General features: G+C 71.5%; 15 protein-coding genes. 8 read left to right on the forward strand and 7 right to left on the reverse strand.

All coding sequences use genetic code 11. The features are described 5' to 3' along the window. The first annotated feature begins 167 nt into the window (after window positions 1-167). Both ABZ406_RS23175 and ABZ406_RS23180 read left to right on the forward strand, forming a co-directional pair. A complete protein-coding gene (locus ABZ406_RS23175) occupies window positions 168-683 on the forward strand; it encodes a hypothetical protein (RefSeq protein ID WP_357765191.1) in 516 nt (171 codons plus the stop codon). Then, a complete protein-coding gene (locus ABZ406_RS23180) occupies window positions 680-3,553 on the forward strand; it encodes a M48 family metalloprotease (protein ID WP_357765194.1) in 2,874 nt (957 codons plus the stop codon). Before ABZ406_RS23175 ends, ABZ406_RS23180 begins: the two co-directional genes overlap by 4 nt. Window positions 3,554-3,600: 47 nt before the next feature. Here ABZ406_RS23180 and ABZ406_RS23185 read toward each other — a convergent pair whose 3' ends face one another. Beyond that, window positions 3,601-7,680, reverse strand: a complete 4,080-nt coding sequence (locus tag ABZ406_RS23185; RefSeq protein WP_357765196.1) for a tetratricopeptide repeat protein — start codon at window positions 7,678-7,680, stop codon at window positions 3,601-3,603. A 73-nt stretch (window positions 7,681-7,753) separates the two neighbouring features. Here ABZ406_RS23185 and ABZ406_RS23190 point away from each other — a divergent pair, with 73 nt between their 5' ends. After that, entirely contained in the window at window positions 7,754-7,918 is a 165-nt protein-coding gene (locus tag ABZ406_RS23190) for a hypothetical protein (protein WP_357765199.1), read from the forward strand. Continuing rightward, on the forward strand, window positions 7,915-8,553 hold the full coding sequence (locus ABZ406_RS23195; RefSeq protein ID WP_357765201.1) for a hypothetical protein: 639 nt from the start codon (window positions 7,915-7,917) through the stop codon (window positions 8,551-8,553). Before ABZ406_RS23190 ends, ABZ406_RS23195 begins: the two co-directional genes overlap by 4 nt. Window positions 8,554-8,604: 51 nt before the next feature. Here ABZ406_RS23195 and ABZ406_RS23200 read toward each other — a convergent pair whose 3' ends face one another. Next, on the reverse strand, window positions 8,605-9,651 hold the full coding sequence (locus ABZ406_RS23200) for an SMP-30/gluconolactonase/LRE family protein (RefSeq protein ID WP_357765204.1): 1,047 nt from the start codon (window positions 9,649-9,651) through the stop codon (window positions 8,605-8,607). A gap of 283 nt (window positions 9,652-9,934) precedes the next feature. On the opposite strand from ABZ406_RS23200, the gene ABZ406_RS23205 reads away from it, so the two are divergent. Together ABZ406_RS23205 and ABZ406_RS23210 are read left to right on the forward strand one after the other, a co-directional pair. Next, window positions 9,935-11,113 carry an aminotransferase class I/II-fold pyridoxal phosphate-dependent enzyme gene (locus tag ABZ406_RS23205; RefSeq protein WP_357765206.1) on the forward strand — a complete coding sequence of 393 codons (1,179 nt, stop codon included), beginning with the start codon at window positions 9,935-9,937 and terminating at the stop codon, window positions 11,111-11,113. Window positions 11,114-11,234: 121 nt separating this feature from the next. After that, complete coding sequence (locus tag ABZ406_RS23210; RefSeq protein ID WP_357765283.1) at window positions 11,235-11,618, forward strand: hypothetical protein; 384 nt, start codon at window positions 11,235-11,237, stop codon at window positions 11,616-11,618. Window positions 11,619-11,633: 15 nt separating this feature from the next. On the opposite strand, the gene ABZ406_RS23215 is transcribed toward ABZ406_RS23210, so the two are convergent. The 3 genes from ABZ406_RS23215 to ABZ406_RS23225 all read right to left on the reverse strand — a co-directional run bounded on the left by ABZ406_RS23215 (window position 11,634) and on the right by ABZ406_RS23225 (window position 13,492). Beyond that, on the reverse strand, window positions 11,634-12,062 hold the full coding sequence (locus ABZ406_RS23215; RefSeq protein ID WP_357765209.1) for a hypothetical protein: 429 nt from the start codon (window positions 12,060-12,062) through the stop codon (window positions 11,634-11,636). A gap of 129 nt (window positions 12,063-12,191) precedes the next feature. Next, window positions 12,192-13,067: an alpha/beta hydrolase gene (locus ABZ406_RS23220; protein WP_357765212.1), complete on the reverse strand. Its 876-nt coding sequence runs from the start codon at window positions 13,065-13,067 to the stop codon at window positions 12,192-12,194. A 35-nt stretch (window positions 13,068-13,102) separates the two neighbouring features. Then, a complete protein-coding gene (locus ABZ406_RS23225) occupies window positions 13,103-13,492 on the reverse strand; it encodes a DUF1330 domain-containing protein (protein WP_357765215.1) in 390 nt (129 codons plus the stop codon). A gap of 184 nt (window positions 13,493-13,676) precedes the next feature. On the opposite strand from ABZ406_RS23225, the gene ABZ406_RS23230 reads away from it, so the two are divergent. Next, the gene (locus tag ABZ406_RS23230) at window positions 13,677-14,480 is read left to right on the forward strand and encodes a helix-turn-helix transcriptional regulator (RefSeq protein WP_357765218.1); all 804 of its coding nucleotides are present in this window, start codon (window positions 13,677-13,679) and stop codon (window positions 14,478-14,480) included. 15 nt (window positions 14,481-14,495) lie between these two features. Here ABZ406_RS23230 and ABZ406_RS23235 read toward each other — a convergent pair whose 3' ends face one another. Both ABZ406_RS23235 and ABZ406_RS23240 read right to left on the reverse strand, forming a co-directional pair. Further along, window positions 14,496-15,503 (reverse strand): hypothetical protein, encoded by a 1,008-nt coding sequence (locus tag ABZ406_RS23235; protein ID WP_357765221.1) that lies wholly within the window; start codon window positions 15,501-15,503, stop codon window positions 14,496-14,498. 68 nt (window positions 15,504-15,571) lie between these two features. Continuing rightward, entirely contained in the window at window positions 15,572-16,039 is a 468-nt protein-coding gene (locus tag ABZ406_RS23240; RefSeq protein ID WP_357765224.1) for a hypothetical protein, read from the reverse strand. Between the two features lie 453 nt (window positions 16,040-16,492). Between ABZ406_RS23240 and ABZ406_RS23245 the strand changes: the two genes are divergently transcribed. Next, window positions 16,493-19,492, forward strand: a complete 3,000-nt coding sequence (locus tag ABZ406_RS23245; RefSeq protein WP_357765228.1) for a glycoside hydrolase family 95 protein — start codon at window positions 16,493-16,495, stop codon at window positions 19,490-19,492. The last annotated feature ends 43 nt before the right edge of the window (window positions 19,493-19,535 follow it).

The following is a 19,535-nucleotide window of genomic DNA, read 5'->3' on the forward strand; positions in this document are numbered from 1 at the left end:
GCGCGAACAGTGAGAATCAATCATTCAGGTGAATTGCCGACCATGCGGAAGAGCCAGCAATGTGACAATCCTGAGCCTCGGGTTGCGGCCCGACAATCGCTACCGTGGCTGGCAGGGGCGAATGGCGTGACGCCGATGTCGTGACGCTCGGACGAGATGAGGCGCCGGTGCGATCTGCCGAGGACGAACAGGCCGTGACCGATCTCGCCCGGCTGATGGTGGACCGCGCAATGGTGGTCGAGCCCTCGGTCGACGCCGAAAGGGCGTTGTTCCCGATGTTGGCGGCCGCCTATTTCCGGGACCGGCGCCGGGCACTCGCCGGTCTGCGCTCGGGTGGCCCGTTGGAGTTCGGGCCCACCGAGGTGGTGCTGCTGCTGACACCCATCATGCTCGAAACCGCCACTGTGGTGTGGGCGTACCTGGTCGAGGATGCCACTCGGCGAGGAATCAACTGGTCGGGTGAGGCGGCGCGGCAGGTGTTCGGCGACCAGTCGGCATCACCGCACACGGAACAGCCGAGCGCGTCGAGTCCGCTGGCCCTGACGGTCGAGCAGTGGAATCACGTGCATCAGCTCGTCACGCAGGTGCTGACCGGCCCCGGCAGGATCCCCTCCAGCCGGGCAGCTCTGCTGGCGGACGCGGTAGTGGGCCGGGGCAGGCTCGGTGAGGCCCCGCAGTCGTGACCACCGTCCTCGATCCGCCGCAGCCCCGTCACGACGACTCCGAACGCGTCCTCGCCGCGCCGTCCGGTACGCATCTACGATTCCTGCTGCTCACCACCGCTGCACTGGCGACAAGCGCCGTCATTCTCGCGATCGTCTACCTGGCGATCCCACCGCACCTTCAATCCCACCGCACCGTGTTCCAGCAGTGCGAGCCGGTCCTCCACGACCCGGCAGGCTGGGCAGCGGCGACGCCCGCCGACGACCAACAGCAGGGCACGGAACCGATCGGCGAGGTCGTCGGGCTGGCCACCGCTGCCCTTCGGGGCACCCAGGCGTTCGCGCAGTGCATCGCGCCCGCCACGGTGGCCCAGAGGACCTGGGTGGGCTGGGCGCTCGCGGCACAGGTCGGGCTCGCCCTGACGGTCTACGGGCTGCACCCCTGGTGGGTACGGCGCCGGGGTCGGCTGGAGCGGCTCGACGCGGACGCCGACCCGGTGCTGTGGGCCGAACTGACCGACCTCCTCGACCGGTTCCCGCTGCGGCGAGAACCACTGTGGCTGCTGGCCCCCTACTCGTACGGGCAGAGCGGTCAGGCGTACGGCCTGCCATGGAGCCCTCGTGTTCGGCTCGACGTCGGGCTGCGGCTGCTCCTGACGACCGACCGGCCGCGCTTCCGCGCCGTCGTCCTGCACGAACTGGCGCACCTGCGTAACCGTGACGTCGGCATCACCTACCTGACCATCGCCGTGTGGTGGGTCTTCGTCGGAACGGCAGTGCCAGCCCTGCTGCTGTCCCTGCTCGCGGCCGCGCTGCCGGTGACGGGGGGCGGCGTGCGGCTCAACAACGGGTGGCAGTTGGCAGCGGTGCTCGCCTCCATCGCCCTGCTGACCGCGATGGTCTACCTGGCCCGTAACTCGGTGTTGCGTACCCGGGAGCACTACGCCGACGTGGCTGCCGCCGCGGCGGGGAGCCGTTCGGCGGTGCTGGCGGCGATCGACGTGCTGCCGAGCCGGCCCCGACAGCGGTTCCTCTGGTACGACACACACCCCGCCCCGGGTCTGCGGCGGGCTACCGTCGTCGATCCACTGCGGTTGTTGCGGACCGGCGCCACCGACGTCCTGGTCTTCGGGCTTGGCGTCGGTGTCGCGCTCAGCAATCTTCTCTACTCCGTGCCCGTCGCGGTGGGCGCGACTCCGGGTTCCGTGCTCGTGTGCGCGCTGGTGGCCGCCGTCCTGGCCCTGTTCCTCGCGGCCTGCACGCGGCGGGCCGTTGCGCGGGCATACCCAGCGAGTCCCACCAGAGGTCACGGCTGGGGCGTGCCGGCCCTGCTCGGGCTCGGCGTGAGCGCCGGCTCCGCGGTCTCCGCGCTGTCCGCCTTCACCGGCGGGCCGACAATGGTCGGCGGGGCCGGGTCCCTTGCCACCGCAGCCCTGCTGTGCCTGGGTGCCTGTGTGTTGCACCTCTGGTTCACGTCGGCCCACCGGGCATCCTGGCGGCCGGACCGGGCCACCCGGTTCACCCCCGCCCTGACCGTGCTGTTCGTCCTGATCGGCGCGGTGTTCCTCTTCTTCTGGCTGGTAGGCAGCGCGCAGTTGACAGCCATTCGGCTCGGACCACCGCCCACCTACGGGGCGGAGATCGCCTGGTATCGCGACCTGGCCCGGGTGGTCGCGACGACCTACCTGCCCGTGGTCACCCTCAGCAACCTGCCCCTCGGTCTCACCCTCGTCACCCTCGCGTGTGCGCCACTGCTTGCCGCACGGGGCACCCTCGCACTGCTGCGCCCCACCCTTGTCACCGGAGTCGTCGCGGGAGCGGGAGCACTGCTGGTCGCCGTGGCGCTGCCGTTCGCCGCCCAGTGGTCGCTGCCCGAGGCCGTCCGGCATCCCACCGAGGGCTACCACCTCGGCGGGGCAGCCCCGTTCACCCTCGTCCTGATCTACAGCTACGGGCTGGTCACCGTCGTCGCGGTGCTGCTGGCGACCGCGACGGTGGCCTTCCGCAGCGAACGGATGCGGCCCGCGCTCGTCGCGCTTGCCGCGTTCGTCACGGTGACCACCGCCGCACCCGGTCTGTACCTGCTCAAGACCGGGGCCCGTTGCCTGGACATCTATGCCGATGGACTGACGTGCCACGTGAGCGGCGCCCCCGTCACGGACCACACCCTGTACCTGGACACCGTGCTGGCCTGGGCCGGGATCGTGGCGGTGCCTGTCGCGCTGCTCGCCGCCGGGGCCGGAGCGGTGCGGCGGGCACGGCGGCCCCGACGACCGTCGGCGAACGACGTTGCGTCGCCTGCCGACGGGCCGGGTAGCGGGCGGGCGCGGGCTCGCAGGCTCGCGCCGGTGCTGGCCGTGCTGCTCGTCGGCACCGTCTTCGCCGCGACCGAGCTACCCCGGCTGAGGGTCCTGATCCTTCCGGCGGCAGCCGACGGCGCGACGCCCACCGTCACCGATCGATGCCTTCCGGGCTACTGGGTGGAGCGGTCCAGGCGGCAGCTACAGCCGATCAGCACCACCGACGTGGCGGTCTTCGCCAGCTCCGGCGCGGTCTGGTCGTTCGGCCGACAGGGCGTCGCGACGCTGCATCTCGGCGACCACACCGCCCGGTCCGAGACGGCGCCGCAGGAACACATCGCCTATACCAGCACCGGCCTCATCCAGTGGCGTTACACAGCGACCACCGGCCGGCTCACCTTCACCGCCGACAGCGTCTCGGCCACCGTCACCGGCAGCGTCGGCGGCGCGCGGCGCGGCACCATCACGCTGGGCACCGACAACGTCGACGACTACGCCCTGCCCGCGGCCTACAGCTGTAACGGCGACACCCTGGCCACCGCGGCGCCCGGAAACGTCGTCACCCTGCATCGGGTCGGCGGGACCGTCTGAGCCGGCCGTCCGTGGCAGGGGACGTCGGAGGCGGGTCCACCGTGGAGTCAGGCCGGCTCGTCAGCGGTCGGTAGCACCGCGATCAGGTCAAGCACCTCGACAGCGTGGGCCGGGCCGAAGGCGTCGGTGAGGATGGCCGTGAACGCCTCGTCGCCGAGCCCGGCCCTCAGTTCGCGCAGCGCGTTGAGGTCGAGCGCCGCGTTGGTCGACCCGATCTGCCGGTCGATGATCAGTGCCTCGACGATCAGTGGGATGCCCTCCGCCGGGTGGCCCTGCTCGACGCGCAGCTGCCCGAGCGCCACCTGGTCCAGCGCCACCTCCTCCCAGTTGCCCTGCTCGCGGTCGATCCGCAGGCAGGTCTGGTAGCAGCGCTCGGCGAGGGCCCGGTCGCCGCGGAGGCCAGCGACCCGGCCGAGGTGGAACGTGCTGTTGGAGACGCCCGAGCGGTTCCCCAGCCGCTTCTTGATCGCGATGGAGCGTCGGTAGAACCCGTCCGCGCCGGCGAGATCCTCCTGCTCCTCGCAGACCCGGCCGAGCTGGTGCAGGACGATGGCCTGATTCGTCTCGTGGCGCAGCACGCGGTAGACCTCGAGCGCCTGCTCGTAGCGAGACCGGGCCTCGGCCAGCCGGCGGGTCTCCAGGGCCACCAGACCGAGGTCCTCGTGGCACTTGGCGACCCCCGCCCGGTAGCCGGCCGCAGCACAGATCGGCAACGCCCGCAGCAGGCACATCCGGGCGGTACCGTACTCGCCCGCCCGGGCGGCGGCGATGGCGAGCAGGACGTACCCGCTGCCCAGCGGGGTCGGGTGGGACCCGTCGAACCGGAACCGCAGGTACGCCTCCACCCACTGGGATCGCTGCGCCGCCTGCCGCCGGTCGAGGTGCTGGGCCAGCAGCTCGGCGAAGGCCGACGCGCCCAGTTCCAGGCGTTGCACGGCCAGCCACTCCAGGGCCGACTGGTCCGGCGGCTGGTCGTCGTCGCCGATCGCGCTCACTGTGTGCGGCACCGCCTCGGCAGCCCGACCGAGGACGGTTCGGACGGTGCCGAGCAGTTCGTCGCAGCGGCGCAGCAGCCGCTCCTCGCCCAGGGCCGCGACGATCGTCCGGGCGCGGGCGAAGCAGCTCTCGGCGAATACGAGGTCGTCGAGGTCGCGGGCAAGGTGACCAAGCAGCAACGTGCACTCGGCGATGTGTCCGTTGCTGCCGACCTCCTCGAAGATCTTCAGGGCGGCGCGGACCCGCGCCTCAGCGGTCTCGTAGGCGAACTGGGCGAGGGCGATCCGCCCGAGCATCACCAGCCCGCTGCCCTGTTGGACCCGGGCGCCCAACCGTCCGTAGGTGGTGATCGCCACCTGGACGCACTGCTCCGCCTTCACGAAGTCTCGGGCGTCGAAGGCGAGTACGCCGATCTGGTGGTGGCTCGCCGCGATCCCGTCCAGGTCGTCGATCTCCCGGGCGATCGCCAGCTCTTCCAGATAGCGCGACATGGCCAGTTCCACGTCGCCGTTGCCGCGGGCGATTCCGGCGAGCTGGTGCAGAGTCCGGGCGACCGCACCGCGGTCGGCGAGCCGGCTCAGAATCGTCAACGCCTCCTGGAACAGCCGGTCCGCAGTGGCCCGGTCGCCCCGGTCGTCGGCGACCAGGCCCAGCTGGTGCAGGAGCTTGCCGACCCCGGTGTCGTTGCCGAGGTCCCGGTAGACAGCCAGCGCCGCCTGGTACCGCTCCGTCGCCTGCGGGTACTCGCCGCGGCCGAGGTGCACGTCACCGAGCCCTTTGAGGAAGCTCGCCGCGCGCGCCGAGCCCGGCCTCGCCATCGGCAGCAGCTCCCGCCAGATCTTCTCCTCCCAGGCCCAGTGCCCGGCCGCGCGCAACTCCTGGCAGGCCAACTCGGAGTAGGAGACGACCTCGTCGGTGTCACCGGCCGCCAGGTGGTGGAACCGCGCCTCGACGGCACGGCGGATGAAGTCGTGCTGGTCGGTGCTCGACCGGGTCCGCCAGCCCCAGTAACGGCCCGCTCGGCGATGCGCGTCGACCACCGCGTCGCGGCCGGCGATCCGCAGCAGGCTCGCCGCCGTCCACCTGTGCACCAGGTGACCCCCGGTCACCGGGGCGAGCAGCCCCAGCTGTGACAGCGTCTCGACCGCCTCGTCCAGCCCTGCCGGCTCCGGCGGCGGGTCGCTGCCGTCCGCCGTGTCGGCGAGCTGCCAGGCGAGGCCGGACCGGTCCACCGGGGTGCGGTACACCGCCGCGCCGAGCAGCAACCGGCGGGCCGCCGGAACGGTCTCCAGGCCGGCGAGCAGTCGAGGCAGCAGCACGTCCTCGGCGGCCAACGCGCCGGCCTCGGCCATCGGCTGGTCGATCTCTGTCGGACCGGTGCCCCGGCCACCGCCGGACGCCGTCAGTCGGCTGGCCACCTCGTCGGAGGGGGCGTTGCCGCGCAGCAGGCCGTCGAGGTATTCCAGCGCACGCGGGTGACCACCCAGCCGGTGCCACATCCGCTGCTGTTCCCCGGGCGTCAGTTTGCCGACGCCGGGCAGCCGCCAGAGCAGCTTGCGGGTCTCCTGCCAGGAGAGTGGACCGAGGTGGCAGGTTTCGAGCCCGGCCACCGGGAACGGGTGCCGGCTGGTCACCACCAACTCGTGGCGGGCCGCCCAGTCGGTGAGGAACGCGGCCAGGTCCGCGTCGACCAACCGGTGCTCGGCGTCCAGGGCGTCTTCCGCGTTGTCGAGGACAACCAGCAGCGGCGGGCCACCGGTGTCGATGGCCGCCAGCCGTCGCCGCCAGTCCCGACCCGGCTCGGCGAGGGCGACCAGGCAGCGCCGCAGCGGATCGTCCGGGCCCGCCCCGGCGCATCGACGCTCCACCTGGCGGCGCAGCTCGTCGAGGATGCCGTCGACAGTGGCGTCGCCGTGGGCCGCCACCACGATGCCGCCAGCGCCGCGGAACCGCTGCGCGAGTTCCGCGGCGAGACTCGTCTTGCCGATCCCGCCGATGCCGTGGACGAGGACCCGCAGCTTTCCCCGGGACAGCCGGCGCAGGATCTCCCGGCGGCCCACGAAGTCAGTGGGGGCGCGCACCACGCCGTCCCCGACGTGCGACTGGCCGGGCGGGGCGGCGACGGCCGCGGCATCTCGTCCGCCGGCCAGCCGCAGCCCGTGATCGGCCAGGAACAGCGTCGGCATCCACCACTGGGCGGCGGTCGGGGCCAACTCGCGGCGGACGGCGGAAACCTCCGCCAGCAGCTCCGGCTCGCTCCGGGATGCCAACCGCTCGTAGAGCCGGGCGCAGAACTCGATGGTGTACCAGTCGCTTACCGTCCCGTTCATCGCCAGCACCGCCGGCGCACCGTGGGCCAGCAGCGCGCCGGCCAGCCCGGGCAGCTCCCGTTGGTCCTGGCGGGCGGTGGAACAGCCGGCGAGCACGATCAGCGGCACGGTCCGGCCCGGCGGCAGCACCTCGGCCAGGAACCGCGCGGCGTCCACGCGATCCTCCGTGCCGGTGGGGGTCTCCAGCAGCAGCGCGCCGGGGCGCGCGTGACTGGAGACGTGCAGGACGTGGAACGGCTCCTCGACGAGGGCGGCCCGGATCGCGGCGGCGCTGCCCCACTCGAGGACGCGGACCCGTACCCCATGCCGGTGCCCAGGTTCCACGGCGCCGAGGATCCGCCCGAGTTCCCTCTCGTGGTCCAGTAGCGGCTGGTGGGAGTCGTCCGGGCTGGCGATCGCCGCGAGCATCCGCAAGGGGCCGTCGACCCGAACCGCGGGTACCGGGGTGTCCGGGCCGGCTCGGCAGACGTCGACGTCCGGGTGCAGCGCCAGCGGCAGCTCCTCGCCGGGCAGCACCAGGGTCTCCCACGGCAGGTCGGCCAGGGCCGGGTCGATGACCTCGATGCCGAGCCGGTGCCGACCGGGCCGGGCCAGCTCCGTGCGCAGGACAGCGCCGGGGGCGTCGAGGAAACGGTGGCCGAGCGCGACACCCACCTCGTACGACAGGTCCACCGTCGGGGTGCCGCGCAGCCGCCAGAGCAGTTCGGCGGTGCGTTGGTCAGCCGGGCCCACCGGGTGTCGGGACCGCTCGCCCCGAACCGTCAGGACCAGGTCGGTCGCACTGACTGTCAACCGGATCACCGGGGCCCCCTGCGGTTGCCCGGCGGACGACCCGACGCCGGGGCGGATTGCCGGACTGACCGATACTGTATCCATGGCTGACGATCCTGAGGAGCTCACGCAGGTCAACGCCGTGCGGATCAACGACAGCGGCGAGCTGGAGTTCTTCGACGGTCAGCGCTGGGTGCCGTACACCGATCTGCCCGACGACGCGAACGGCCCGCTGGGCGTCGTGTTTCGCGACGACGGACCCCGATGAGCGGGGAGTCGCCGACGAGCGGCGTCGGGCTGGCCGCGCTGCCGTCCCCGTTGGACTCGGTAGCGGACAGCCGGGCGGCGGCACGGTGGATCATCTCCTCGGCCGGCGCGGTGGGTGCTCTGCTGCTCGGCGGTGGCCCGTTGATCGCCGCCGGCACTGTCACCGACTGGGTGCACGCGGCGTGGGCCGGCGGCGGGCTGCTGGTGACGCTGCTCGGCGTGGCCTGGGCGATCTGGCGGACCAGCGAGGTGCTCGTTCCGCCGATGACGACGCCGGCGTCACTGACCGGGCCGGAGCTGCGTGGCCTGCGCGAACGGCTGGAGGCCGAGCCCTGGTACCACTTCGGCGGGTACGCCTGCGACGTCGACGGCCTGTTGCGGCACCGCCGGATCGCCGCGGAGATCACCGGCCGTCTGCCGACCGCCCTGCCGGAGGAGCGGGCCGCCCTCCGGGCAGGGCTCGCCACCGCGCGACGCAACATCGCCCGGACCGACCCGTACCTGCGCTGGCTGCTCGCCACCGCGCACGCCTGGCAGGTCCGGGAGACGTTGCGCCGGGCCCGCCGGCAGACCTTCCTGGCCGCCGCGCTCGTGGTGGCCGGGGCGGTGGTGTTCGTCGCCGCCACGGCCGGCTAGCGCGCCACCCACGTCGAGCTACGACGGCAGTGGCGCGCCAGCCAGCCCCGCTCAGTACGGGTAGCCGGGGATGTTGAGCCGCACGCTGTACAGCCCGGAGTCGCCCCACGGGCCCGACGTGATGTAGAGGGTCTGCCGGTCGGGGCCACCGAACGCCACGTTCGTGGTGCCGGAGTTGCCGGGCCGGATCGTGCCGAGCTGGGTGCCGGCGGGGGAGTAGACGTGGACCAGGGAGTCTCCACCCGAGGTCCAGTACACGTTGCCGGCGCAGTCGATAGTGCCGCCGTCCGGGCCGCCGATGTAGTTCACGAAGACGCTGCGGGCGCCGATGCTGCCGTCGGGCTGGACCGCGTACTTGTAGATCTTGTTCTCGGAGTAGGCGCCCACGTACAGCGCGGTTCCGTCCGGCGACAGCGAGATGCCGTTGGGTTGGCGCAACCGGTCGTCGACGAGCGACACCTGCCCGTTGGCGACGCGGAAGACGCTGGTACGGCCGCTCATCTGGTCCGGGCGGTTGCCACGCTGGAAGTTCGGGTCGGTGAAGTAGACGACGCCGTCGGAGCGGACCGTGACGTCGTTGGGCGAATTGAACGCCCGGCCCTGGTAGTTCGCGGCGACAGTGCTGCGGGCCCGGTCGCTCAGCCGGTACGCGGAAACGCTGCGCTGGTCGTGGGTGGCCGCGACGAGCTGCTGGGCGTCGGCGCTGAGCGCCAGACCGTTGCTGCCGGCGTTGGCGATGAACGTGTCGAAGGTCGCCGGCGGCGTGAAGCGGCGGATCGTCGACGGTTGGACGTTGTACGGACCGGTGCCGCCGGCCATGTCGGAAAACAGCAGGTAGCCGCCGTCGGCGACCCAGACCGGCCCTTCGAGGAAGGTGAACCCGCCCCGGATCCGTGGGGCCGTCAGGGTGCTGGCCGGCAGCGGTGAGCCGTAACTGGCCCCGGTCGGGCAGACCCCGGGCGGTGCGCCGGGCGGACCGGCGAGCGCGGCGTGAGCGCTCACCCGCTCGGCATTCGTGGCAGCAGCGGCGGGCAGTGTGGTGGCGGTGACCGCGAGGCACAGGCCGGCCAGTGCGGCAATTGGTGGACGCCAGGTCATCGAATACTCCAATCGGCGTCGAGGGTGGCGATGGCCGGCGTGCGAGATCGGTGGCTGGCACGGCGTGAGGGCGGGCCGTCGGTGTGGGCATTCGGGAGCCTAAGTTATGAACGAGCGACCCGCAGCATTCTTTCGGCGCTCATCCCGGAACGGGCCGCGTGCCACACGCAAAGACGCTGCTCAATGCGTAGAACCGTTCGAAAATCCTTGCGGTACGACCACAGTGGACAGATTGGCGGTGCTTCTCGGAGCGTCGGCCGGACGCGGGCAATAGGCTCGGGTCATGACTGGCCTGCTCAGTGGTGCCCGGACCGCGAACAACCCCCTCCGCCAGCTCACGATCGACCAGCTCCGGCGGCGGACGAGCCTCAAGTGGCGGGAGTACCCCGACGACGTGCTGCCGCTCTGGGTGGCCGAGATGGACGTGCCCCTGGCCGAGCCGGTCGCGCGGGCGATCACCGACGCCGTCGCGCGCGGAGACACCGGCTACCCCGCCGGCACCGCGTACCCGCAGGCGGTGGCCGAGTTCGCCGCGCGGCGGTGGGGTTGGGACGGGCTGGCCGTGGAACGCACCGCGCTGGTGCCCGACGTCATGCACGGTGTCGTCGAGGCGCTGCGCCTGGTCACCGGGCCGGGCGACGCGGTGATCGTCAACTGCCCGGTCTACCCGCCGTTCTACGAGTCGGTGGCACACGCCGACCGCCGGATCGTCGAGGCGCCACTCGGCGACGACCTGCGCATCGACCTCGGCACTCTCGACGATGTGTTCCGCCGGGCCCGAGCTGGTGGACGACCGGCGGCGTACCTGCTGTGCAGCCCGCACAACCCGACCGGCGTCGTGCACAGCGCGGATGAGTTGACCGCCGTCGCCGCCCTGGCCGAGCGGCACGGGGTACGGGTGGTGGCCGACGAGATCCACGCCCCGGTGATGGCCGGGGAAGCGCGGTTCGTGCCGTACCTCTCGGTGCCCGGCGCGGAGAACGGCCTGTCGCTGATGTCCGCCTCCAAGGGATGGAACCTGGCCGGCCTTCGCGGTGGGCTCCTCGTCGCCGGCCCGGCCGCGGCCGGGGACCTCGCTCGCGTCCCGATCGGGGTCAGCATCAGCACCAGCCACCTCGGCGTGATCGCCCACACCGCCGCGTTCCGCGACGGCGGCGAGTGGCTCGACGCCCTGTTGAGCGGCCTGGACGACAACCGTCGGCTGCTTGCCGCACTGCTCGCCGAGCACCTGCCGGCCATCCGCTACCGACCCGGCCAGGCCACCTACCTGGCCTGGCTCGACTGCCGCGCCCTGGGCCTCGGCGACGACCCGGCCGCCGTGTTCCTCGAACGCGGCCGGGTGGCGCTCAACCCCGGGCTGGCGTTCGGCAGCGGCGGCGGCGGGCACGTGAGACTGAACCTGGCCACCGCACCGGAGCTCATCACCGAGGCGGTACGCCGGATGGCCAGCGCCGTCGGCTGAGGCCGGCATGGGTTGCCGGGGCTGGCGGACGTGGCCCGGCGTCCGGCTCGTTTCAACAGACCACCTCCGTGGGTACGCTCCCACCGGCTGATCACCCGATCATCGGAGACTTCTCGTGATTATGGCTCTGCTGCTCGACCTCGCCAACATCGTCGGTGGCTTCCTGCTCGCCGTGGCGGTGCTGCGGCTCCTGCCACGGGTCGGCGACGACCTGGGCCGCCTCGCCGCTCGGGCCGCCCCGATCGCGTGGGTGGTCGGTCTCGTGGCGCTGGTGACCGGCGGCTACTACCTCATCGTCCACCTGGTGTCCGGGCCCCGGGTGTTCCACTTCGAGGTGGTGGGGATCGGAGTGGGGCTGGCCCTGCTGTGGGGTCGGCTGACCGGGCGGTCGACGCCGCGCGACGAGCAGTCGGACGGCGCCACCGGTATCCGGCTGTTGCTCGCGATCTTCGGCCTCATCGCGATCGTCGTCGGAATCCAGGGGCTGTTCACCCCGGACGGCTGACCACGGGCTACCCCGTCACGCCGTGGTGGACGGTCGCGGCGCCCAGGTGCCCGCGGCACTGGCGATCAGGAGCACCGCCGCTGGTACGAACGCGCCACCGATGCCCAGCCCGAGCAGGAGGCCCCATCCGATGAGGACGAGCGCGGCCGCCAGATCGGCGACCACTGCCGGCCGGCCGACCCGCTGGGCGAGAACGGGCACCATCGCCGCGACGACGGGTACACCGAGCAGATAACTGGCCGCGGCGCCCGAGTCGTCCACAGTGAAGGGGGTCAACAGGGCGGCCACCAGCACGGTGATCGCCAGGGCCGACCATCTGAGCACCGACCGGGCGTCGGCCGGCTTACGGATCAGCACCACGAGACCGACGAGCAGTACGCCCACTACTGCGCCGACGGTCGCCAGACCAAGCATCTCGTTCTCCTCGATCGCCGTGGGTGGCATCTCATCGACGACGGCGGATCGTCGTCTCCGCCTCCACGGTACGGCCGGTCGGCCACCCGGGACCGACAGTGGCCGCGTGCGCCGGAACGCGAGGATGCCGGACGCGCGGTTGCCGGGCCGGCGCGGGCGTCAGGCGGTGTCCAGCACCTCCCGCAGCCGCGCGGCGAACTCCTCGGGCTTACCCGCCCAACCGAACTCGCCGTCGAGGAACCCACCATGGTGGCTGGGGAACACCACAGCCTCCTCGCCGAGCAGCGCCGCGAGGCCCAGGGAGGTGCGGGCGGTGTACGTTCCGGCCGACTCCTCGCCGACCGCGACCACGATGCGGGTGGGCGCGGCGGTGAGGACCTTCGCGTCGGGGTGGTAGTCGGTGATCGCCCACGAACTCCGCGACAGGAGCGGGTCGTCGCGTTTGCCGTCGTCGTCGGAGGCCATGCCGAACATCGCCGGGTCGGGCGTGGGCTGGGCGAAGTAGGCATCGGTGAACTCACCCTGCCAGGAGGTCATCGCGATGAACGCGGCCATCCCCGCACCTGAACCCTTCGCCTGGTACGCCTCGTAGAAGTCGGCTCGGGCGCGCTCGGCGGCCGTGGCGTCGGGAAGCACCGCGTTGATCGGCGGTTCGTGCGCCACCAGGGTGGCGACGTCGTGGGGGTGGGTGGCGACCAGTTCGAGCGCGGTCACGGCTCCGCCGCTGCTGGCGAACACGTCGACCGGGCCGATGTCGAGCGCCTCGACGAGCGCGTGCAGATCGGCGGCCTGCTGCTGCGGCGTGTTGTCGGACCGGCCGTCAGTGCGCACGCTGCGGCCCAGGCCACGCGGGTCGTAGGTGAGGACCGTGCGGTCCGTGAAGTGCGGGGCGATTGCGGAGAAGCCCTCCGCCGTCATCGGCTGGCCGATCATGAGCAGCGCACGGTGGGCGCCGGCGGGAGGGAGCGGGCCGCGGACGTCGTAGACCAGGTCGACGCCGGGGATGACCAGGGTGTGCGTCTGGATGTCCTGCATCCGATGAGACTACGGCCGGGGGCCGGTGTTGGATGTCAGGCGGGCGGCGAGCCATGCGGTTCTTGGGGACGGTGCCGGTGCGTCGACGAGGCGGGGCGGCGGATGGTCGCGGCCAGCTGCGACGAGTCGTGGCCGGCCCCGACGCCATCGACGAGAATCACGTCGCCGGTGAGGTGTCTCGTCCGCAACGGCTTGATCTCCTGGTAGTCGCTCGACCGGTACCAGGAGCGGGCCCGGTTCAGGTCGGGGAACTCGATAATGATCACGTCGCCGGGCCAGTCGCCCTCCAGGACGTCGATGACACCGCCGTGGACGATGAACCGGCCCGAGAACGGCACGAGGGTGGCGTCGATGCGCTCCAGGTACGTCAGCACCTCGGCATGGACGGGTGCCTTGCGGAGGTGCGCCAGCGCGTACGCGGTCATGATTTGTCTGTCCTTCGCGTTGGTGGTGCGATCACCTGAGGCGGCAGTGGTGGCGAGCGGCGTGGGCTGCGGCGTCGCCGCCCCGGATCGGCAGTGCCAGGAGCGATCTTCCCGGCGGCGCGGTGGGTTGTCGATTACCTCGCGGGTAATGGCCGGGGTGCCGGCGCGGAACTAGGGTCGGTGAGTGACGATCTCGACCCGGCCGGGGCGACCAGTGGGAGAGTTGCTGCGCCACTGGCGCCGGAATCGCGGAATGAGCCAGCTCGAACTGTCGATCGAGGTGGGAGTGTCGGCCCGGCATCTGAGCTTCGTCGAGACCGGCCGATCCCGGCCGAGCCCGGACCTCATCCTGCGGCTGGCCGAGCACCTGGAGATGCCGCTGGCCGAGCGCAACACGACGCTGCTGGCCGGCGGCTATGCGCCAGTGTTTCCCCGCCACGAACTGGGAGACCCCGAGTTGGCGCCGGTGCGTGCTGCCGTGCGGCAGATCCTCGACGCGCACCGCCCGTACCCCGCGCTCCTCGTCGACAAGCACTGGCACCTCATCGAGGCCAACCCTGCGGTCGCACTGTTCACAGCGGACGCGCAACCCCACCTGCTCGCGGCACCAATCAACGTGCTGCGCCTCAGCCTGCACCCCGACGGCATGGCCCCGCGCATCGTCAATCTGCCCGCATGGCGCACCCACCTGCTGAAACGGTTGCACCAGCAGGCGTCGAACACCAACGACCCGGTCCTGTACGACCTCCATGAGGAGTTGCGCGGCTATCCCGGTGGCGACGTCGACACGACACCGGCCAGCGATGCCCTCGCACGCGTTCTGATCCCGCTCCGATACCGGCACGGTGACCAGGAGTTGTCCTTCGTGAGCACCACCACCCTGTTCGGTACGCCACGGGACGTCACAGTTGCCGGGTTGGCAGTCGAGGCGTTCTTTCCCGCTGACTCGGCGACCACGCAAGCCCTCGGTGCCCGTGCCGCGTCGTGACCCGGCTGCTGCCCGTCACTCGGGGGGAGCGGGCGGCGGCTGACGGAACGCGTCGCCGATGATGGCGGGCATCCGCCTGGCCACTCCTGCGAGGAGGTCCGCGACCTGGACGCGCGGATCGTCGCGGGAGTCGACCATCACGAGGCCGGCCAGCGGGGACACCCCGTTCGGCAACGCCCCGGCCCGGCTGACGCCTCCCGTCGAACCGTCGCCGTTGACGGTCAGGACCCGCTGTAGGCGGGTCAGCCGGTCCGCCGTCAGGGCGCTCTGCTCGTCGTGGGTCACCAGCACCTGCCGCCGGCCGCCGCTCCAGGCCAGGACCGTTTCGGCGAGCGCCGGCAGCAGCGGCTCCAGCGGAGGAGGTACGGTGCGGTCGTCGGCGTCGAGCCTCGCCACCACGGCCCGCACCTGGTTTGGGCGGAGCCCGTCGAGGACCGCGTCGGCCACCGTGCCGAGGCCGTGTCTCCGCAGCGCGTCCCGTGCCTGGAAGAACCGCCGCACCGTCTGGTCGACCGGGAGTCGCCGCTTCATCCTCACCAGATCGACGAACGCCGACAGGAAGGCGTCCCAGTCGTTTCCGGTCGGGCGTCCGGCCTCGTGGAGGGCGAGGGCCGCGGGATGGTGTTCGCGAGCGAGGCGGGTGCCCGCCGCGTACGACGGCTCGGTCAGCAGGAAGTCCACGATGCGGGTGACGAGGAAGAACTCCTTGTCGATGAGATGGACGTGGGCGCGGCCGGCCAGCGCCGTCAGGAACCACTCCAGTGCCTCGGCGGCACCGGAGCCGCGCAGGAACCGGCCGGACTTGAGCTCGTGCGGCGCGAACCGGAACCCGGACCGCAGGGCGGTGATGAGCGCGACCGCCTCGTCCACGACCAGGTCGACGCTCGCGTGTGTGATCACCGGAGCGGTCGAGTGCAGCAGATTCGTGCCCGAGAATCCCGACTCGTCGCAGGCGATCTCCACAACGGCCCCGACCACCACCGCGCCGCTCGGCGGTAGACCGCCTTGAAGAGGTGATCTCACCGCCGCCCTCCCGCCATGCCGCCCATGGTCACCCGTGCGCCGGCAGGGAACAACCCGATTGCGGACGGTCAGTGGTCGCGGCAGCCGACCTGGTCGCCGATCTCCGACGGTATGCCGAACGGGGTGCATTCGAGGGCGCTGCCTTCGCCCAGCTTTCGCCACTGGCCGTCCGAGTGCGTGAACAGCAGCACGCCGTCGCCCTGCGTCCCGGGGTCGGCGGCGATCACACCGGCGGTGGCCCACTGCCTCGCGCACTTGATGGTGTCCGGGTCGATCCGGTGGGTGCCGCTGTTCAATCCCGAGACGCGCTGCAGGGTCGCCGCGTTCACCGGACAGGCTGCCGGGGTGGTGTCGGGGGCCGCGCTGCGGGTCGGTGACGCGCTGACGGTGGTGGCAGGCGTCGTGGGCGAGGTGGGCGTGGCGCTCGCCGGTGGCGTGGTGGTCCCACCGGCGGCGGGGGTGGGGGTGGTGGTGCAGGCCGCAAGGCCGGCCAGCGCGGCGACGGGCAGCAGGGCGTGGAGCGCGGTCAGGGTCATGGTTCCTCCGAGTGGCGCGTCGAGTGGATTTCTCACTCCACGTCCGTGGGCCCGGAGGGGTTGCGCCGCCGTTTCGGCGATGTGGGTCGGTGCTGATACCCGACTGATTCGGCTGTCTGCCTCCGTACATCTGATGTATGTCCATCGGGGTGGGTCGCCGTGGCAGCCGATCTGGCGTTTCAGCGTGGCGTGTCACCTCGATCCGCCGCGGGCGACCCGCCTGGGCGTCTTACTGACCGGCCAGAGCGGCACGGGTACGCCCATCGATCGACCGTTGCCTATTCTGTGGCCTCGGAGTAACCTTCCCGAAACACATCAGATGTCTGGCTTCCCAAGCCCGGCGTCGGCCTGCTCCGGCAGGGTCCCGGTTGGCATCACCAAGCGGATCCCCATGTCGAGTCCCATAGTTGTCACGCTTCGGGGTGGCCGGACTGGTCACCGTTTGGAGGATCGATGTCAGACCTGACCCGACGGCAAGCCCTCAAGATCGGTGCCGCCGGCGCGGGCGGTGCTCTCCTGCCGGTGCCGTGGACAGCGGTGGCGCAGGCGGGCTCGGTGGCGCCGCCGCAGGTGTTGGCCGCTAATGACCTGGCCCTCTGGTACGACGAGGGGGCCGGCACCGACTGGCTACGGGCGCTGCCCATCGGCAACGGCCGGCTCGGCGCCATGGTCTTCGGCAACGTCGACACCGAGCGGCTTCAACTCAACGAGGACACCGTCTGGGCCGGCAGCCCGCACGACCCCAGCAACACCAGGGGTGCGGGAGCGCTCGCGGAGATCCGCCGGCTGGTCAACGCGAGCCAGTGGACCCAGGCCCAGGATCTGATCAACCAGACCATGATGGGTAACCCCGGCGGCCAGTTGGCCTACCAGACCGTCGGCAACCTCCGGCTGGCCTTCGGTTCCGCCAGCGGAGCCGCACAGCACAACCGGACGCTCGACCTCACCACCGCCACCGTCACGACCACGTACGTGCTGAACGGGGTTCGTCACCAGCGGGAGGTGTTCGCCAGCGCGCCGGACCAGGTCATCGCGATCCGCCTGACCGCCGACCGGACCGGCTCGATCAGTTTCACCGCCACCTTCGACAGTCCGCAGCGCACCACGGTGTCCAGCCCGGACAGCAGCACGATCGGCCTCGACGGCGTGTCCGGAAACATGGAGGGCATCACCGGCGCGGTCCGCTTTCTCGCCCTGGCCAACGCGACAGTCAGCGGCGGCAGCGTGTCCAGCTCCGGCGGCACCCTGCGCGTGACGAACGCCGACAGCGTGACACTGCTGGTCTCCATCGGGTCCAGTTACGTCAACTACCGCAACGTCGGTGGCGACTACCAGGGCATCGCCCGGCAGCGCCTCACCGCCGCGCGGGCCAGCAGCTACGACCAGTTGCGCAGCCGGCACGTGGCCGACTACCAGGCGTTGTTCGGGCGGGTCACTCTCGATCTGGGCCGCACGTCCGCTGCCGACCAGACGACCGACGTCCGGATCGCCCAGCACAACAGCGTCAACGACCCGCAGTTCTCGGCGCTGCTGTTCCAGTTCGGCCGTTACCTGCTGATCTCGTCCTCGCGGCCGGGGACCCAGCCGGCCAACCTGCAGGGCATCTGGAACGACTCGCTGGCCCCCTCCTGGGACTCGAAGTACACGATCAACGCCAACCTGCCGATGAACTACTGGCCGGCCAACACCACGAACCTGGCCGAGTGCCACAACCCGGTCTTCGACCTGGTCAGGGACCTCGCGGTCACCGGGGCGCGGACCGCGCAGGTGCAGTACGGCGCCGCCAGTGGCTGGGTCACCCACCACAACACCGACGCGTGGCGGGCCACCGCCGTGGTGGACGGCGCGTTCTGGGGCATGTGGCAGACCGGTGGCGCGTGGCTGTCCACGTTGATCTGGGACCACTACCTGTTCAACGGCGACATCGAGTTCCTGCGGACCAACTATCCGGCGATGAAGGGCGCGGCGCAGTTCTTCCTCAACACCCTGGTGACCGAGCCGACCCTCGGATACCTGGTGACCAATCCGTCGAACTCGCCGGAGCTGAGCCACCACTCGAACGCCAGCGTGTGCGCCGGCCCGACGATGGACAACCAGATCCTGCGGGACCTCTTCGACGCGTGCGCCCGGGCGAGCGAGATCCTCGACGTGGACAGCACCTTCCGGGCGCAGGTGCGCGCCACCCGGGACCGGCTCCCGCCCATGAAGGTCGGCTCGCGGGGCAACATCATGGAGTGGCTCTACGACTGGGTGGAGACCGAGCCCAACCACCGGCACATCTCGCACCTGTACGGGCTGGCTCCCAGCAACCAGATCACCAAGCGTGGCACGCCACAGCTGTTCGAGGCGGCGCGGCGGACCCTGGCACTGCGCGGCGACGACGGAACGGGCTGGTCGCTGGCCTGGAAAATCAACTTCTGGGCCCGGATGGAGGAGGGCAAGCGGGCGCACGACCTGATCCGCTACCTCGCCACCACCGCCCGACTCGCGCCGAACATGTTCGACCTGCACCCGCCGTTCCAGATCGACGGCAACTTCGGCGCCACCGCGGGCATCGCCGAGATGCTGCTGCAGAGCCACATCGGCGAGCTGCACGTGCTGCCCGCGCTGCCACCGGCCTGGCCGAGCGGGCGGGTGACCGGCCTGCGCGCCCGGGGCGGGCACACGGTGGGCATCACCTGGGCGAGCGGTCTGGCCACCGAGATCCTCGTCCGACCGGACCGGGCCGGCACCGTCCGTCTCCGCTCCCGCATCCTGACCGGCACCGTCACAGTGGTCGACACCGCCGACGGCACGGCGGCCCGGACCACCCGGATCGAGTCCGACCTGATCGACGTCACGGTGCAGGCCGGGCGCACCTACCGGGTCACCAGTTCCGGTGCCACCACGCCGACCCTGGAGCAGAGCTTCAGCAACGTCGGCATCACCACCGACAGCAACACGAACGTCGGAAACTTCGACGGCGGCGGGGCGTCGCTCTCCGCGCAGGCACTGGCGCAGGCCGGCGCCAGCCCGGGCGGCACGATCAGCCGCAACGGCGTCAGCTTCCGCTGGCCCAACGTCAGCTCCGGGGCGGCCGACAACGCCATCGCCTCGGGCCAGTCCATCGGGGTGACCGGCACCGGCAGTACGCTCGGCTTCCTGCTGACCGGCACCTACGGCGCGGTGTCCGGGACCGGCACCGTGGTCTACGCCGACGGCACCCGCCAGACCTTCACGCTGAGCACGCCGGACTGGTACGGCGGCCCGGCGTCCGGGGCGACGGCGGCCATCGTGTCCGCGTACCAGAACCGGCCCAACAACGGCCGGCAGGCCACCGCGGCCTGCGTCTACTACGTGGGTGTCGCGTTGCAGAGCAAGGCGGTGGCCTCGGTCGTGTTGCCGAACATCAGCGCCCGACCCGCGACGAACGTGCCGACCATGCACATCTTCGCCATCGCGATCGGGGGCTGACGGCAAGGGTTTCGGGGGGTCACGTCCGTCGGGCGGATGCGGC

The sequence above is a fragment of the Micromonospora sp. NPDC005710 genome (assembly GCF_040630995.1).
Classification (GTDB): Bacteria; Actinomycetota; Actinomycetes; order Mycobacteriales; family Micromonosporaceae; genus Micromonospora.

Bases quoted from the DNA above. Each gene is read 5' to 3' on its own strand.
- ABZ406_RS23190 (WP_357765199.1), top strand. From the start codon at position 7,754: ATGGCTGACGATCCTGAGGAGCTCACGCAGGTCAACGCCGTGCGGATC.
- ABZ406_RS23195 (WP_357765201.1), top strand. From the start codon at position 7,915: ATGAGCGGGGAGTCGCCGACGAGCGGCGTCGGGCTGGCCGCGCTGCCG.
- ABZ406_RS23200 (WP_357765204.1), bottom strand. From the start codon at position 9,651: ATGACCTGGCGTCCACCAATTGCCGCACTGGCCGGCCTGTGCCTCGCG.
- ABZ406_RS23205 (WP_357765206.1), top strand. From the start codon at position 9,935: ATGACTGGCCTGCTCAGTGGTGCCCGGACCGCGAACAACCCCCTCCGC.
- ABZ406_RS23210 (WP_357765283.1), top strand. From the start codon at position 11,235: ATGGCTCTGCTGCTCGACCTCGCCAACATCGTCGGTGGCTTCCTGCTC.
- ABZ406_RS23215 (WP_357765209.1), bottom strand. From the start codon at position 12,062: ATGCCACCCACGGCGATCGAGGAGAACGAGATGCTTGGTCTGGCGACC.
- ABZ406_RS23220 (WP_357765212.1), bottom strand. From the start codon at position 13,067: ATGCAGGACATCCAGACGCACACCCTGGTCATCCCCGGCGTCGACCTG.
- ABZ406_RS23225 (WP_357765215.1), bottom strand. From the start codon at position 13,492: ATGACCGCGTACGCGCTGGCGCACCTCCGCAAGGCACCCGTCCATGCC.
- ABZ406_RS23240 (WP_357765224.1), bottom strand. From the start codon at position 16,039: ATGACCCTGACCGCGCTCCACGCCCTGCTGCCCGTCGCCGCGCTGGCC.
- ABZ406_RS23245 (WP_357765228.1), top strand. From the start codon at position 16,493: ATGTCAGACCTGACCCGACGGCAAGCCCTCAAGATCGGTGCCGCCGGC.